Origin of the sequence: Martinezella lusitana (assembly GCF_010668395.1) — a bacterium.
Classification (GTDB): domain Bacteria; phylum Pseudomonadota; class Alphaproteobacteria; order Rhizobiales; family Rhizobiaceae; genus Rhizobium; species Rhizobium lusitanum_A.
Genome location: NZ_WUEY01000001.1, coordinates 1 through 12906 on the forward strand (window position 1 = coordinate 1; position 12906 = coordinate 12906).

A 12906-nucleotide genomic window follows, 5' to 3' on the forward strand; every position below is an offset into this window, starting at 1 on the left:
GAAAAGGCCGACAAAGCTTCCGACTTTGCCGACCTCTTTAATCGTAGCTACTAAGCACTAACAAAACCACTTCTAGTGGTTCAAGCGCAGCGTTTCAAACCTCCACCTTTGGTGGAGGTCATGACTTGGAGACAATGCCCGCCCGGGACATAGCGCTGGTCCTAGAGGCTTGCGACAATTGCAGCCAAGGTCGCCATGCGGGCTTCGTCGCGCTTGTAAAAGATCCACTGCTTGATGCGCTTCGGCCGCACCAGCCCCGCCTGAACCAGAATGCGCATATGCTCGCTCAAGGTCGCCTGCGAGATTTCGAGCTTTTCGGCGATGAGGAGAGCGCAGACGCCATCCTCCACCAGATCGCCGTCGATCTGCGGTGTGAAATGGGCACAGGGGTCCTTCAGCCAGCGGAGAATGCTGATGCGGCGTTCGTTGGCCAAGGCCTTGATGAGATCGAGCTCTTGCATTTCGTCAGTTTGCTAAGTAACAAACTTATTGTCAACTTCTGTTCGCGAGATGCCCATGCTTCCCGACACGACGATTACGCCCGAGCGCATTGCGGAAACCGAAAAACGAATCCGCCCGCATATCCGTCATACGCCGGTTCTGCATACCGACCTGGCGGATTTCGGCCTCAATCCGGGCCCGGTGGATTTCAAGCTCGAATATCTGCAGCATTCCGGCTCGTTCAAGGCGCGAGGCGCCTTTTCCAGCCTGCTCGGCCGACGGGTGCCGGCGGCAGGGGTGGTTGCGGCATCCGGCGGCAATCATGGCGCGGCGGTCGCCTATGCCGCCATGCGGCTCGGCATTCCGGCGACGATCTTCGTGCCCAGCGTGACATCGCCGGCAAAGGCCGAGCGCATCCGTGGCTATGGAGCCGACCTTGTCATCGGCGGAGAACGCTATGCCGATGCACTTGCCGCCAGCCAGCAATGGGTGGAGGAACGGGGCGCCATGGCCATCCACGCCTACGACCAGCCGGAGACCTTGCTGGGGCAAGGGACCCTCGGGCTTGAGATCGAGGCGGATATTCCCGATATCGACACGCTGCTCGTCGCGGTCGGCGGCGGCGGGCTGATCGGCGGGATTGCGGCCTGGCTCCAGGGGCGCGTCCGGGTCGTTGCCGTCGAGCCGGAAGGGGCGCCGACGCTCTGGAAAGCTTTCGAGGCAGGGCATCCGGTCGATGCTCCCGCCGGCAGCGTCGCGGCCGATTCGCTTGCGCCCAAGCGCGTCGGCGAGCTCATGTTCCCGATTGCCCGAGCCTACGTACAGCGCCCCGTACTGGTATCCGACGACGATATCCGCCTGGCGCTGCAAACCCTATGGGACCGGCTGCGGATCGTCGCCGAACCCGGCGGCGCGACGGCTTTCGCTGCCCTGCTTGCCGGCAAATATGTCCCCGCCGCTGGCGAACGCGTGGCCGTGCTGCTTTGCGGCGCCAACACCACCGCCGTACGGTTTGAGTGAGGGAAATCCACTCCGCCGACTGACGGCCTCGGAGCGATCGCTGCGAGGCCCCCGTCGACGCAATATCTCGCCGAGCGCCGCCAGCAGGCGATCGCACTCTTCATCCGTTCCGATGCTGAGGCTATAATCAGGGCAGGATGGCGCTCGAACCAGTCGCGATCCTTCCAGGCCGCCACGGCGCCCGCCGGAGCGAGCCGGTCGAGAGGGCTGGCCCGTCTTGAACCGGCCGCCGGGTCTCTTTCTCAAGCAGCGGCCGTGACCGACAAGATCTCACAGCTTTTCGCAAAAAGCCGCTCGCTCAGAAAATCGACGAACACGCGGACCTTCGGCGACATGTGCCGATTGGACGGCCAAAGTAGATGGAAATGGCCGGGCTCGTCGATGAAGTCGTCAAGGACGGTTCGCAGTTTGCCTTCGGCAAGCGTGCTGCGCACGAGGAAATTCGGCATGCAGCCGATGCCGAGGCCGGCAACGGTCGCGCCGCGCACCGCCTCCATATTGTTGCAGGAAAAGGCCGTTCGCATGCGCAGTTCCGGTTCGCCCTCCGGCATGGTGAGAGGCCAGTCCTGCAGCTTGCCGCTGTTGGGAAACCGAAATCTGACGGCCTGATGCTCGTTGAGCGCGCGCGGGCAATCGGGAAGGCCAAACTGCTCGATATAGCTGGGCGCTGCGCAGAGCAGCATCTGAAACGGCCGCAAAGTGCGCGATATCAGCCGCGAATCCGGCAGATCGCCGCTGCGGATCGCGACATCGATCCCCTCCTCGATCATGTCGACGATGCGATCGTTGAAATCGATGTCCAGCTCGACATCGGGATAGCGCGCCACGAATTCCGGCACGACCGGTAGCAGAAAATGGTAGCTGACGATGGGCACGCTGACGCGTAGCCGCCCGCGCGGCACGGCGACGGCCTGCGCGAGCGAGGCCTGCGCATCGTCGAGATCGTCGAGCACCCGCCGGCAACGCTCATGAAAAAGCCGCCCCTCCTCGGTCAAACGAATGCTGCGCGTGGAGCGCTGCAGCAACCGAACACCAAGCTGGCGCTCCAGATTGCTTACCGCCTTGCCGACGGCAGAGGCCGAGAGGCCAAGGACGCGGCCGGCGGCGGCGAAGCTGCCGAGATCCGCCGTGCGAACGAAGGCCGTCAAGCCGCTCAAGCGATCCATACGCATATCCCATTCGAGAGTTTTATTCCGGTATATGTGGAGTTATAGCCTTATTTCCACATCACTCCAGCAAAACTATCCTCCCATGGTCATCTGAAGCCGTGGGCGGCGGCCTTTTGGCCGGCATCGCTCCCAGGATTGCCCGCGGCCTTTCCCTTGCTCCAACCCAACGGTAATCCGATGTCCCCAACCGAGATAAAGGTCGCAAGCGCGACCGAGAAATTCTTCGTCCTTGTCGCCGTCTGCTGCGCTGCGGCGGCGATGCCGCTTACGTTCACCGGCCCGGCCGTCGCCTTGCCGGCCATCAGCCGGACGCTCGGCGGCAGCCCGATCGCCCTCAACTGGGTGACAAACGCCTTCATGCTGACCTTCGGCAGCTGCCTGATGGCCGCCGGCGCGCTGGCCGACAGTTTCGGCCGCCGGCGCATCTTTCTGACCGGCGTCGCCTGCTTCGCGGTGTTTTCGGCCGGTCTGGCACTGGCCGGCAACATCGTCTGGTTCGATCTGTTGCGGGCGCTCCAGGGCCTCGGCGCGGCTGCCGCCTTTTCCGGCGGAATGGCGTCGCTTGCACAGGAATTCGAAGGTACGGCACGCATGCGCGCCTTCAGCATCGTCGGCTCCAGCTTTGGCGTCGGCCTCGCCTTCGGGCCGATCGCATCGGGCCTGATGATTGATGCCTTCGGCTGGCCGTCGATCTTCGTTCTGGTGGTCGCGCTGGCATTGCTTGCCTTCGGGCTCGGAGCCTGTTTCCTGCGCGAGTCCCGTGATCCGGACGCCGCCGGGCTCGATTGGCCCGGCGCGCTGAGCTTCACGCTTGCCCTGACGCTGTTCACCTATGGCGTGCTGCGCGCTCCGGAAACCGGGTGGAGCGATCCGCTCGTCATCGCCTTGCTGGTCGGCGCCGCCTTGCTCTTTCTCGCCTTCGGCATCATCGAGCGCATCGTCAAGCGGCCCATGCTGGATCTCAGCCTGTTTCGCTATCCGCGCTTCGTCGGCGTGCAGCTGCTGGCGGCAGCCCCGGCCTATGCTTTCGTCGTGCTGCTGATCCTGCTGCCCGTGCGCTTCGTCGGCATCGAGGGCATGAGCGAGATTGCCGCCGGGCGGATGATGGTCGCGCTCTCGGCGCCGCTGCTTGTCCTGCCGATCGTTGCCGGCCTTCTGACCCGCTGGTTCAGCCCGGCAACGATCTGCGGCACCGGCCTCCTCATCTCGGCGGCGGGTCTGTTCTGGCTCAGCCACTTCGCCACGAGTGCGGCTCCCTCCGCCCTGATCGGCCCGCTGCTGACGATCGGGGTCGGCATCAGCCTGCCCTGGGGTCTGATGGACGGGCTTGCGGTCAGCGTCGTTCCCAAGGAGCGGGCCGGCATGGCGACCGGCATCTTCAGCACCACCCGCGTCGCCGGTGAAGGCGTGGCGCTTGCGGTCGTCAGCGCAATCCTCTCCGCGTTCATCCAGTCCAATCTCGGAACCTCGGCGGGCGAGCACGCTTCAGCGGCGGCGCAACGGCTCGTCACCGGCAATCTGTCCGCAGCGGCATCGAACGTGCCGGCAATCGGGCATGACGTGCTGATCCAGGGCTACACAAACGCCTTCAGCGCGCTTCTCTGGCTTCTGACCGCCATTACGGTCATGACGGCAGTCGTCGTCTTTTCCTTCCTCGGCCGGGCATCGTCATCGACCGTCGTGACCGAAGACGCCGAGCAATTGCAGGAGGAGGAAGAGGCGCTTCGGGCGTCGAACGCCTAGATGGCTTGACGACTGGCCGGGTCTCGCCGGCCAGTCGGAGCGCCTATCGCGGCATAGCAAGACGGCAAATCGAAGACCGAAAGCGGCCTAAATTCCCGCCGCTCCGCAACAGAATGTTTCGCAACCACATAAAATGTGCACGTCGAATCGACGCGCGGACAGGTTTCGAAACAGCACGAGACTGGTGTTTGAAGTCGCCGCTGCTATATCATATCTTCATGATATCAGACCGGTTTTTGAAGATTACTGCCTGGACCTACCTGGGGGCGCTCATCGGCGTCACCCTTGCGCATCTCAATTGGGAGGCTGCGTTCGGCAATCCGTTCGATATCTTTCGCGCCGGTGCTCTTTGCGTTGCGGGCATGCTGGCTCGCCTCGCCTACCCGCAATCGCCTTCCTTCACCTGTCTTCTGGTGATCGGAAGCGTGCTGGCGCTTTCCGTTTCGCATTTCCTGGCAAACGGCAATTATGGCTCGACCTTCGATATCATCGTCGGCATGACCAGCGGACTCTGGGGCATCATGATCGGCTCTGCTCTGAGCAGGCTCGTCCTTTCAGCTTCCAAGCGGCCGGCTTCATCCTAATCACAGGCAGAACATCAGCCACCATTCGAAGGCTAGCCGCACGCCTGTTGTGAGCGCTGCAGCCGTTGGCTGATGGACACGGCTGGCCACGCCATCCGCGGTGCTGCGTTGCACCCAACGATATCCGGGCGGCTCGCGCCAGCACGATTTCATCCCGCTAGGTGACTATTGCTACGCCAATATTATGCCGCACTTACTATCTGCGTTTGCATATGTGGCATTCATGCAACTAGAATTTAAAAATCAAGAAAACGACATTCCGAGAAAAATATATCATATAACTTTGCAGGAATTCGTCTTTAATAACGACCAGAAGCGGGTGGGGCCCGTTTCTCCCGAGTCGGGGTTTTTAAACAGGGATGGGGTTAAGGCACGTCGATTTTTCGGCGCGATTGCCTATGCCCAATCTATATTGGATTGGAGTTTTTATGAACATCAAGAGCCTTCTTCTCGGCTCCGCTGCTGCCCTCGCAGTAGTTTCTGGCGCGCAGGCAGCAGATGCCATCGTCGCCGCTGAGCCGGAACCGCTCGAATACGTCCGCATTTGCGACGCATACGGCGCCGGTTATTTCTTTATCCCGGGCACGGAAACCTGCCTCAAGATCGGCGGCATGGTTCGTACCGAAGGTAAGTGGTACAACGCTTACAACCCGGCCGACCGTTACGGCACGCTGTGGCATACCCGTGCTCAGCTGCATGTCGACACCGCAAGCGACACCGAATACGGTCCGCTGAAGACCAACACCGTCTATCGTTTCGACTGGCAGGATGGCGGCTCGACTTCCACGAAGCTGCTGTTCGCAAACATCAGCCTCGCCGGCTTCACCGTTGGTAAGCTCGATTCGCAGTACAACCTGTACGTCGGTTATGCCGGCAACGTCATCAACGACGACGTGGTCTATGACGGCCCGTACGAACTCAACCAGTTGACCTACAACTACGACGCAGGCAACGGCTTCACGGCTGTGATCTCGCTCGAAGACTCGAACTCCGGTTCGGGCGCCAAGGGCGTCAACGGCGAAGACAGCTCCGACCACTACGCTCCCGACGTCGTTGCCGGTCTCGGTTACAAGGCTGGTAACTTCGGTTTCAAGGTCGTCGGTGGTTATGACTCCATCGTCGAAGAAGGCGCCATCAAGGCTCGCGTCGATGCAGACTTCGGCGTCCTCAAGGCCTTCTTGATGGGCGGCTGGAACACCGACGGCGACAAGCTGAACAAGTATGCCAGCTCGAACGGCACCGGCCCGGCCAAGACCATCGGCTGGGGCGACTGGGCTGTCTGGGGCGGCGTGACCGTTCCGATCAACGCGAAGCTGCAGGCCAACGCTCAGGTTGCCTACACCGACTCGAAGATCTTCGCAGCGACCGCAAACGTCCGTTGGAACCCGGTCAAGAACCTCCTGGTTCAGCCGGAAGTTTCCTACACCAACTGGGACTCCATCAACCAGGACCAGTGGGCCGGCGTTCTGCGTTTCCAGCGCAGCTTCTAAGACCTCGTTTCCGAGATCTGATCTGACTTGACCCCTGATCGGATGGGGGGCGGTCCGACTTCCAGCGAGGTCGGGCCGACCCTTCCGAGGCAGGGGTTAATTCGTTGGCGCGATGCCCTATGAGCAGCGAGCCAGCCTTCCGAGGCCCGACAAACGACGCTCGATGATCGGCGGACAGGCGCATGCCCTGAACCAAAAGCAACGCCGCCATGCCGTCTCGTTCATTTCTCCCGCATCGATGCATCGACATTCAGCTTTTTTTGTCGTAGAGACAGCGCATGTCGTTCACCTATGCATATGCCTCGCGATTTTATTCGTACCGCTGCTTTCAGCGGAGCCGGGCCTGTGCGTAGTTAGAAAAGACACGACAGCAAAGACCCGAACAGCCGCTAGTCTACCTGGCGGCTTTTTTGTCGCCACGGTATGACCCTTGAAGGAACCGATACCGTGCTGAATTCCACTGATGACCTGCGCATTGTCGAGATCACGGCGCTGACGCCGCCCTCTCGGATCATAGACGAAATTCCCCGCGACGAGGCGGTGACGGCCACCGTCACCGGCGCGCGCGACGCCGTCCACAACATCCTGCGTGACGAGGACGACCGGCTGATCGTCGTCATCGGCCCCTGCTCCATCCACGATCCCGTCGCGGCCCTCGATTATGCAAAGCGGCTGCAGGAACAACGGGACCGCTTCGCCGGCGATCTCGAAATCATCATGCGGGTCTATTTCGAGAAGCCGCGTACGACCGTGGGATGGAAGGGCCTCATCAACGACCCGCATCTCGATGGCAGCTATCGCATCGAGGAAGGCCTGCGCATCGCCCGCAAACTGCTGTTCGACGTCAACGAGATCGGCCTGCCGGCAGGCTGCGAATATCTCGACACGATCACGCCGCAGTATATTTCCGATCTCGTCAGCTGGGGTGCGATCGGCGCAAGAACGACCGAAAGCCAAGTCCATCGGCAGCTGGCATCGGGCCTCTCCTGCCCGGTCGGCTTCAAGAACGGCACCAATGGCGACGTGCGCATAGCGCTCGATGCCATCATCGCCGCGTCGCAGCCGCACCACTTCCCGGCCGTCACGAAGGACGGCCTTGCCGCAATCGCCTCGACGCGCGGCAATGAGGACTGCCACATCATTCTGCGCGGCGGCAAGCAGCCCAACTATGATGCGGCGAGCGTCCAGGCAACCGCGGAACAGGCGGAGAAGGCCGGACTGGAGCCGCGGATCATCATCGATGCCAGCCATGCCAACAGCAGCAAGAACCCGGAAAACCAGCCGCTCGTCGTTACCGCCGTCGCCGAACAGGTCTCGGCCGGCGATCGCCGGATCAAGGGCATGATGATGGAAAGCAATCTCGTGGCCGGCCGCCAGGATCTGGTTCCGGGCAAGCCGCTGGTCTATGGCCAGAGCATCACCGATGGCTGCATCGACTGGCCGACCTCCGTGCGTACGCTGGAAGACCTGGCAAAGGCAGTGCAGGCACGGCGACGACTGGCCAAGTAAGGCCGCCCTTGGCCTGAAAGCGCCCTCGGGTCAGGCACGCCGATAATGCGCGAGGCTCAGGTAGTTTTTCCTGGGCCCGCGCACATGCCACATCTCCGCCCAGGCATCGACTCCGCGAAAGAAGAGACGGCCACGGTAAAGATCCTGCCCGCAATGATGGATGACGCGCTGCGAGGCGTCTTCACCGATGCGGATGAATTCCGAAAGATTGGGGAAACGCACGACGAGACTGTCATCGCCTTCGTCGAGCCGATAGGTACGGCTGCTTCGCAGCGTCGTGTCGTCGCTGCACGTATCGCCGTGTTCCTCGAACTGGACAGGCGTCACGAACGCCTGTCCTTCGAATGTCACCAGCGAGCGGTTGAAGCGATCGATGATCCGCCGCTTCACCTCCCATGTACCGAGGAAGAGCTTCAGCCGGTCGATGCCGGCCGCCCCTTCCATCAGGAGGCCGCGCGCTGCGCTGTGTCTGCCTGCCGGCGCGGAAGCTTCCAGCCCGGCCGGACGAAATGGCACGTATAGCCGTTCGGGTAGCGCTCCAGATAATCCTGGTGCTCCGGCTCGGCTTCCCAGAAGTCGCCGACTGGCGCTACTTCGGTCACGACCTTGCCTGGCCAAAGGCCCGAGGCATCGACGTCGGCGATCGTATCCAGGGCGACACGCTTCTGCTCGTCGCTGGTATAGAAGATCGCGGAGCGGTAGCTCATGCCGACATCGTTGCCCTGACGATTGCGCGTGCTTGGGTCGTGGATCTGGAAGAAGAATTCCAGCAAATCGCGGTAACTGATTTTCTGCGGATCGAAAATGATCTCGATCGCCTCGGCATGCGTGCCGTGGTTGCGATAGGTGGCGTTGCGGACATCGCCGCCGCTGTAGCCGACGCGGGTCGAGATGACGCCGTCGTAGCGGCGGATGAGATCCTGCATGCCCCAGAAGCAACCGCCGGCGAGAACTGCACGTTCCGTTGTCATCTTACATCCTCCACTTGATCGATATAGGCGCCATAGCCCTCTGCTTCCATGCGGTCACGCGGCACGAAGCGGAGGGAGGCGGAATTGATGCAATAGCGCAGGCCGCCGCGATCGATCGGTCCATCCGGGAAAACATGGCCCAGATGACTGTCGCCGTTCGCCGAGCGGACTTCGGTGCGCACCATGCCATGCGAGATATCGGTCAATTCGCTGACATGGGCGGGTTCGATCGGCTTGGTGAAGCTCGGCCAGCCGCAGCCGGAATCGAATTTGTCCGCAGAGGCAAAAAGCGGCTCGCCCGAGACGATATCGACATAGATGCCCGACTGCTTGTTGTAGAGATATTCGCCGGAGCCAGGACGTTCGGTGCCGCTCTGCTGCGTCACGCGATACTGCTCGGGGGTGAGCTTGGCCACTGCCTCTGCCGTCTTGCTGTATTTGCCCATTGTTGTTCTCCTTACCCCTCGACATGCCTTCCGAGCTTGGCCGGGGTCCTTCAGGAGGACGCGGGAGGGCCGGATAAAGCTCGATCAACGCTAAGGGAATGTTTGCAGAGCCAATATAGGCATCATCGGAACGATTTGCCATATCGATCACGACTGCGTGACGCCCTGCCCGCTTCTACTCACACATCCGCCCGGCTTGAAGCGGCGTAGATGACCGCAAGCGCCTCGATGCCGGCCTGGTCGTCACGGTCGAAGCGGCCGGCGAGCGGGCTGTCGAGATCGATCACCCCGAAGACCTTGCCGTTGCGGGCAAGCGGCACGACCAGCTCGGATCGCGAGGCCGCATCGCAGGCGATATGCCCCGGAAAGGCATGCACGTCCTCGACAAGGACCGACTGCGCTCTTTCGACCGCCGTCCCGCAGACACCGCGGCCGACGGCGATGCGCACGCAGGCGGGCTTGCCCTGGAACGGCCCGAGCACCAGCTCGCCCTCCTGCCGCAGGAAGTAGAAGCCTGCCCAGTTGAGATCGGGCAGCATCTGGAAGATCAGCGCCGACGTGTTGGCCGCATTGGCAATCGGATCCTGCTCGCCTTCCAGCAAGGCTCTTAGCTGATCGGCAAGCTCGCGATAGAATTCCGGCTTGCTGTCATGCTGGATCGTTTTTTCTACGAACATGGCTTGGTCTTTCGAAGGTTTTGACTTGACGAGAACTCAGTCCTTTTCATCCGGCGGACAGGGCCACGCGGAGGGCGCCTTCAGCCAGGATGGCAATATCGTCGTGTTGTCCCCGCACGCCAGATTGATCTGCGCCTGCTGAAGCCCGCCTGCCTTCGACAGATCCAAGCCCTCGATACGGGTCAGATACATGAAGGCTCCGCCGAACGAGGTCGGCCCCTCCATGACGGCGCCGTTCAGCGTCGCGCGCGACAGGTTGGCGAAGGAGAAGTTCGCACCCGTCAGCAACGCTTTGTCGAAATCGGCACGACCGAGCTCCGCCTTCTGGAAATCGGCATTGTTGAGCTGCGCGCCGGCGAATTCGGCCCGTTGCAGCTCGGCATTGGCAAAGGAAACGTTGTTGGCGGAGGCATTGCTGAAATCGGAGCGATAGGCCTCGATCTTTGCGAAGTTCGCTCCATCCGCCTTGGCATTCTTCAACCAGGCGCGCACCAGCGTCGCCTTCTCGAGGTTGGCCGAGGTCAAATCGGCATCGCTGAGATCCGTGCTGTCGAAATGGGCGCCGACGAGATTGGCTCCCTGCAGATCGCTGGTCTGGAGCATGATGTTGGTCTTGCTGCATCCGCTCCAGTCGAGACCGGGCGCGGCAACATTGCCGCAATCGGCAGCGTGCGAGACCGTGATGCCAGGCCCCAGAAGAAACACCGCGCCCAGCGCCAAAACACCAAACCCCGCGGCAACCCCCATTCTCTGCCCGACGACACCGGGCGACGCAGCACGATGCCTTTGCACAACTGCGAATTTCTCCCAGGCCGATCCGGCCGCCCCGTCAACACGCTTCATTCCATAACTCCGCTTCAGCGCCCGCTATCCGAACTCCTCCATGAGTCGGATGCACGTCCCTCTTCTTTCTATATGGTGCGTCGAACGACAAAAAGAGCCGGTTTTATAAAAGCATATCTAACGTGTGGTTTGGACGATAACCGGCAGGAACGGGGAATGGTCCATGGCGCAGGCGAAACCGTCACGCCCGAGCCGCAAGCAAAGGGTCAAGCGGCATACGAAAACGGAAATGCTGCCGACCGCCCATCGAGGGAGCGACGCCACGCCCCGCGCGAGCAAGGCAATCCATATTTTCTAGTGGAGGTTTTCGGGAAAGATCAGTTTTTTCAGCTGGTCGGAGTGGAGTGATTCGAACACTCGACCCCCACGTCCCGAACGTGGTGCGCTACCAGACTGCGCTACACTCCGTGACCAGCGGCGCTTCTATAGACCAGCCATTTTTGATGCACAAGCACCAATTTCAAAAAAAGCGTTTGATTTTTGACGAAAAAATTACAGCCGCACCTGCCTAGAAAATCGGCAGGAAGCGGAGGCGAAAATTGCCGGCGTGCAAAAGACGCAACAGATCAACTAAAATCCAGCTTGTACACGCGGATGGGAATTTTCTTTTGCCGGCTTTGGCGCTAAAGCCCTAGGCGGGACAGGTGGAAAACGTCGTGGGACAGCGCGGCTTTTCCGCGACCGTATGCGTGACAGAAGCTCAAGGACGACACGATGAATATCCGCATGATCACCGCGGCTGGACTGTTGCTGGCACTGGCCGGTTGCAGCACCACGACGACCACGACCGCAGCCCTTCCGCTGCTTGCGAAGAACCCCGTTCAGGATCGCTGGCAGGGCGAGTCCGCAGGCCGCTTCTTCGCGGCCTATGGTCCGCCGATCTCCGACCGCGACGAAGGCGGCAATCGCGTCTACACCTGGCGCGGTGGCTACAAGAACGTCACCATCGTCAACAAGGACGGCAAGAAGGCCGGCAAGCGCTCCCTCAGCTGCAAGGCCGATATCGTCACCAACCAGAGCTACGAGATTCGCTCGGTTCACATTCTCGGCGACCAGCCGGGCGTGAGCAGCTCGTCCTATTGCGCCGAACTTCTCGCACCGCCGGAAAAGGCGAGCTGAAGCCAAGGGTTCATCCGCGGGACGATGCCAGCGGGCGGCCTGCAAGGGCCGCCTGTAATCTTGGTGGGTTTCAGCCGTCGGCCGCGGCGATCTCGGCGCAGCTTTTCGGCTGCGGTGCGGGACCACCGGTACCAAAGCCTTGCCGATCGCATAGAGCCTGACAAACGGCGAGATAGGGCGCAAAGCCGCTGACAGCCCTGATCTCCTCGGGGCGATCCAGCAGGCTTATGGAGAAGAGATTGCCTTCCGGAACGGCGATGTCGCTCTTCGGCGGCAACACGGTCAGCGGCTGCTTGCCCTTGGCGCCAAAGATGGTCGGCACGAAGGCGTGCGCGTAAGGGACGGCAAGCGTCGGCAGATGCCGGAACGTATCCTGGTTCCATGCGAAGTAGCGATGATCCGCACCATCATGCTCGCTCTGCTGGTGCATGACCGGCAGGACCGCCGCACCCTCGGACACGGCCGCCAGAACAGTACGGACGTCAGCGGCATCGGCCTCCCCTGCCACCAGTTGACGCCGATCCAGGCGGTCCTGCCCAGCACGACCGTCGACAGCATGATGACGACAAAGAGAGCCTGGCGGCGCGGTAGCCGGCCGATCATCACCAACGCGGCTTCGCGAAGAGAGTTTCTTCGGAGAATATCCCGTATATTGCGTGGACCATTGTTGTAGCCCGGACATCATGAAGGTCGGCGCGATTTTGGAATATGGGAAGCATGTGGCTGGGGCGCCAGGATTCGAACCTGGGAATGCCGGTACCAAAAACCGGTGCCTTACCGCTTGGCGACGCCCCAACAGAGGAAATGGCCGCATCTCAGCCAAATCGGCGTCTGATTAGCAAAGGTCGCTTGCCGCTACAATGACTAAGTGATGCGCGGCCGCATATTTCTGTG

At 61.4% G+C, this 12906-nt stretch carries 14 protein-coding genes and 2 tRNA genes; 6 read left to right on the forward strand and 10 right to left on the reverse strand.

All coding sequences use genetic code 11. The features are described 5' to 3' along the window. Window positions 1-161: 161 nt before the first annotated feature. Window positions 162-461 (reverse strand): ArsR/SmtB family transcription factor, encoded by a 300-nt coding sequence (locus tag GR212_RS00005; protein ID WP_163984420.1) that lies wholly within the window; start codon window positions 459-461, stop codon window positions 162-164. Between the two features lie 55 nt (window positions 462-516). Here GR212_RS00005 and GR212_RS00010 point away from each other — a divergent pair, with 55 nt between their 5' ends. Continuing rightward, a complete protein-coding gene (locus tag GR212_RS00010) occupies window positions 517-1461 on the forward strand; it encodes a threonine/serine dehydratase (RefSeq protein WP_163984421.1) in 945 nt (314 codons plus the stop codon). Window positions 1462-1703: 242 nt separating this feature from the next. On the opposite strand, the gene GR212_RS00015 is transcribed toward GR212_RS00010, so the two are convergent. Continuing rightward, window positions 1704-2627 carry a LysR family transcriptional regulator gene (locus GR212_RS00015; RefSeq protein WP_163984422.1) on the reverse strand — a complete coding sequence of 308 codons (924 nt, stop codon included), beginning with the start codon at window positions 2625-2627 and terminating at the stop codon, window positions 1704-1706. A 180-nt stretch (window positions 2628-2807) separates the two neighbouring features. On the opposite strand from GR212_RS00015, the gene GR212_RS00020 reads away from it, so the two are divergent. The 4 genes from GR212_RS00020 (at window position 2808) to GR212_RS00035 (ending at window position 7956) form a co-directional block, all read left to right on the forward strand. Beyond that, the gene (locus tag GR212_RS00020) at window positions 2808-4373 is read left to right on the forward strand and encodes an MFS transporter (RefSeq protein WP_163984423.1); all 1566 of its coding nucleotides are present in this window, start codon (window positions 2808-2810) and stop codon (window positions 4371-4373) included. 236 nt (window positions 4374-4609) lie between these two features. Next, window positions 4610-4957, forward strand: a complete 348-nt coding sequence (locus tag GR212_RS00025) for a hypothetical protein (RefSeq protein WP_163984424.1) — start codon at window positions 4610-4612, stop codon at window positions 4955-4957. Window positions 4958-5385: 428 nt separating this feature from the next. After that, window positions 5386-6447, forward strand: coding sequence for a porin (locus GR212_RS00030; protein WP_163984425.1), 1062 nt, complete (start codon window positions 5386-5388; stop codon window positions 6445-6447). Between the two features lie 423 nt (window positions 6448-6870). After that, window positions 6871-7956 (forward strand): 3-deoxy-7-phosphoheptulonate synthase, encoded by a 1086-nt coding sequence (locus GR212_RS00035; protein WP_204326215.1) that lies wholly within the window; start codon window positions 6871-6873, stop codon window positions 7954-7956. Between the two features lie 30 nt (window positions 7957-7986). Here GR212_RS00035 and GR212_RS00040 read toward each other — a convergent pair whose 3' ends face one another. The 6 genes from GR212_RS00040 to GR212_RS00065 form a co-directional block, all read right to left on the reverse strand. Next, window positions 7987-8400 (reverse strand): DUF6314 family protein, encoded by a 414-nt coding sequence (locus GR212_RS00040; RefSeq protein WP_163984427.1) that lies wholly within the window; start codon window positions 8398-8400, stop codon window positions 7987-7989. Next, window positions 8400-8927, reverse strand: a complete 528-nt coding sequence (gene msrA, locus GR212_RS00045) for a peptide-methionine (S)-S-oxide reductase MsrA (protein WP_163984428.1) — start codon at window positions 8925-8927, stop codon at window positions 8400-8402. The genes GR212_RS00040 and msrA overlap by 1 nt, the downstream gene beginning before the upstream one ends. Further along, window positions 8924-9373, reverse strand: coding sequence for a peptide-methionine (R)-S-oxide reductase MsrB (gene msrB, locus GR212_RS00050; protein ID WP_163984429.1), 450 nt, complete (start codon window positions 9371-9373; stop codon window positions 8924-8926). Before msrB ends, msrA begins: the two co-directional genes overlap by 4 nt. A 179-nt stretch (window positions 9374-9552) precedes the next feature. Next, window positions 9553-10050, reverse strand: coding sequence for a GAF domain-containing protein (locus GR212_RS00055; RefSeq protein WP_163984430.1), 498 nt, complete (start codon window positions 10048-10050; stop codon window positions 9553-9555). Window positions 10051-10086: 36 nt separating this feature from the next. Then, window positions 10087-10797, reverse strand: coding sequence for a pentapeptide repeat-containing protein (locus tag GR212_RS00060; RefSeq protein ID WP_163985139.1), 711 nt, complete (start codon window positions 10795-10797; stop codon window positions 10087-10089). Between the two features lie 427 nt (window positions 10798-11224). Next, window positions 11225-11301: transfer RNA gene (locus tag GR212_RS00065), tRNA-Pro, on the reverse strand. Window positions 11302-11607: 306 nt separating this feature from the next. Between GR212_RS00065 and GR212_RS00070 the strand changes: the two genes are divergently transcribed. Next, a complete protein-coding gene (locus tag GR212_RS00070; RefSeq protein ID WP_163984431.1) occupies window positions 11608-12012 on the forward strand; it encodes a hypothetical protein in 405 nt (134 codons plus the stop codon). A gap of 70 nt (window positions 12013-12082) precedes the next feature. On the opposite strand, the gene GR212_RS00075 is transcribed toward GR212_RS00070, so the two are convergent. Continuing rightward, window positions 12083-12520 (reverse strand): hypothetical protein, encoded by a 438-nt coding sequence (locus GR212_RS00075; protein WP_163984432.1) that lies wholly within the window; start codon window positions 12518-12520, stop codon window positions 12083-12085. Between the two features lie 212 nt (window positions 12521-12732). Further along, window positions 12733-12807 (reverse strand) — tRNA-Gln (locus GR212_RS00080). Window positions 12808-12906: the final 99 nt, after the last annotated feature.

What these genes read in the sequence shown, in the direction of transcription:
- GR212_RS00010 (WP_163984421.1), top strand. Translation starts at nt 517, where the DNA reads ATGCTTCCCGACACGACGATTACGCCCGAGCGCATTGCGGAAACCGAA.
- GR212_RS00070 (WP_163984431.1), top strand. Translation starts at nt 11,608, where the DNA reads ATGAATATCCGCATGATCACCGCGGCTGGACTGTTGCTGGCACTGGCC.
- GR212_RS00055 (WP_163984430.1), bottom strand. Translation starts at nt 10,050, where the DNA reads ATGTTCGTAGAAAAAACGATCCAGCATGACAGCAAGCCGGAATTCTAT.
- GR212_RS00015 (WP_163984422.1), bottom strand. Translation starts at nt 2,627, where the DNA reads ATGGATCGCTTGAGCGGCTTGACGGCCTTCGTTCGCACGGCGGATCTC.
- GR212_RS00020 (WP_163984423.1), top strand. Translation starts at nt 2,808, where the DNA reads ATGTCCCCAACCGAGATAAAGGTCGCAAGCGCGACCGAGAAATTCTTC.
- msrA (WP_163984428.1), bottom strand. Translation starts at nt 8,927, where the DNA reads ATGACAACGGAACGTGCAGTTCTCGCCGGCGGTTGCTTCTGGGGCATG.
- msrB (WP_163984429.1), bottom strand. Translation starts at nt 9,373, where the DNA reads ATGGGCAAATACAGCAAGACGGCAGAGGCAGTGGCCAAGCTCACCCCC.
- GR212_RS00035 (WP_204326215.1), top strand. Translation starts at nt 6,871, where the DNA reads ATGACCCTTGAAGGAACCGATACCGTGCTGAATTCCACTGATGACCTG.
- GR212_RS00040 (WP_163984427.1), bottom strand. Translation starts at nt 8,400, where the DNA reads ATGGAAGGGGCGGCCGGCATCGACCGGCTGAAGCTCTTCCTCGGTACA.
- GR212_RS00005 (WP_163984420.1), bottom strand. Translation starts at nt 461, where the DNA reads ATGCAAGAGCTCGATCTCATCAAGGCCTTGGCCAACGAACGCCGCATC.
- GR212_RS00030 (WP_163984425.1), top strand. Translation starts at nt 5,386, where the DNA reads ATGAACATCAAGAGCCTTCTTCTCGGCTCCGCTGCTGCCCTCGCAGTA.
- GR212_RS00060 (WP_163985139.1), bottom strand. Translation starts at nt 10,797, where the DNA reads ATGGGGGTTGCCGCGGGGTTTGGTGTTTTGGCGCTGGGCGCGGTGTTT.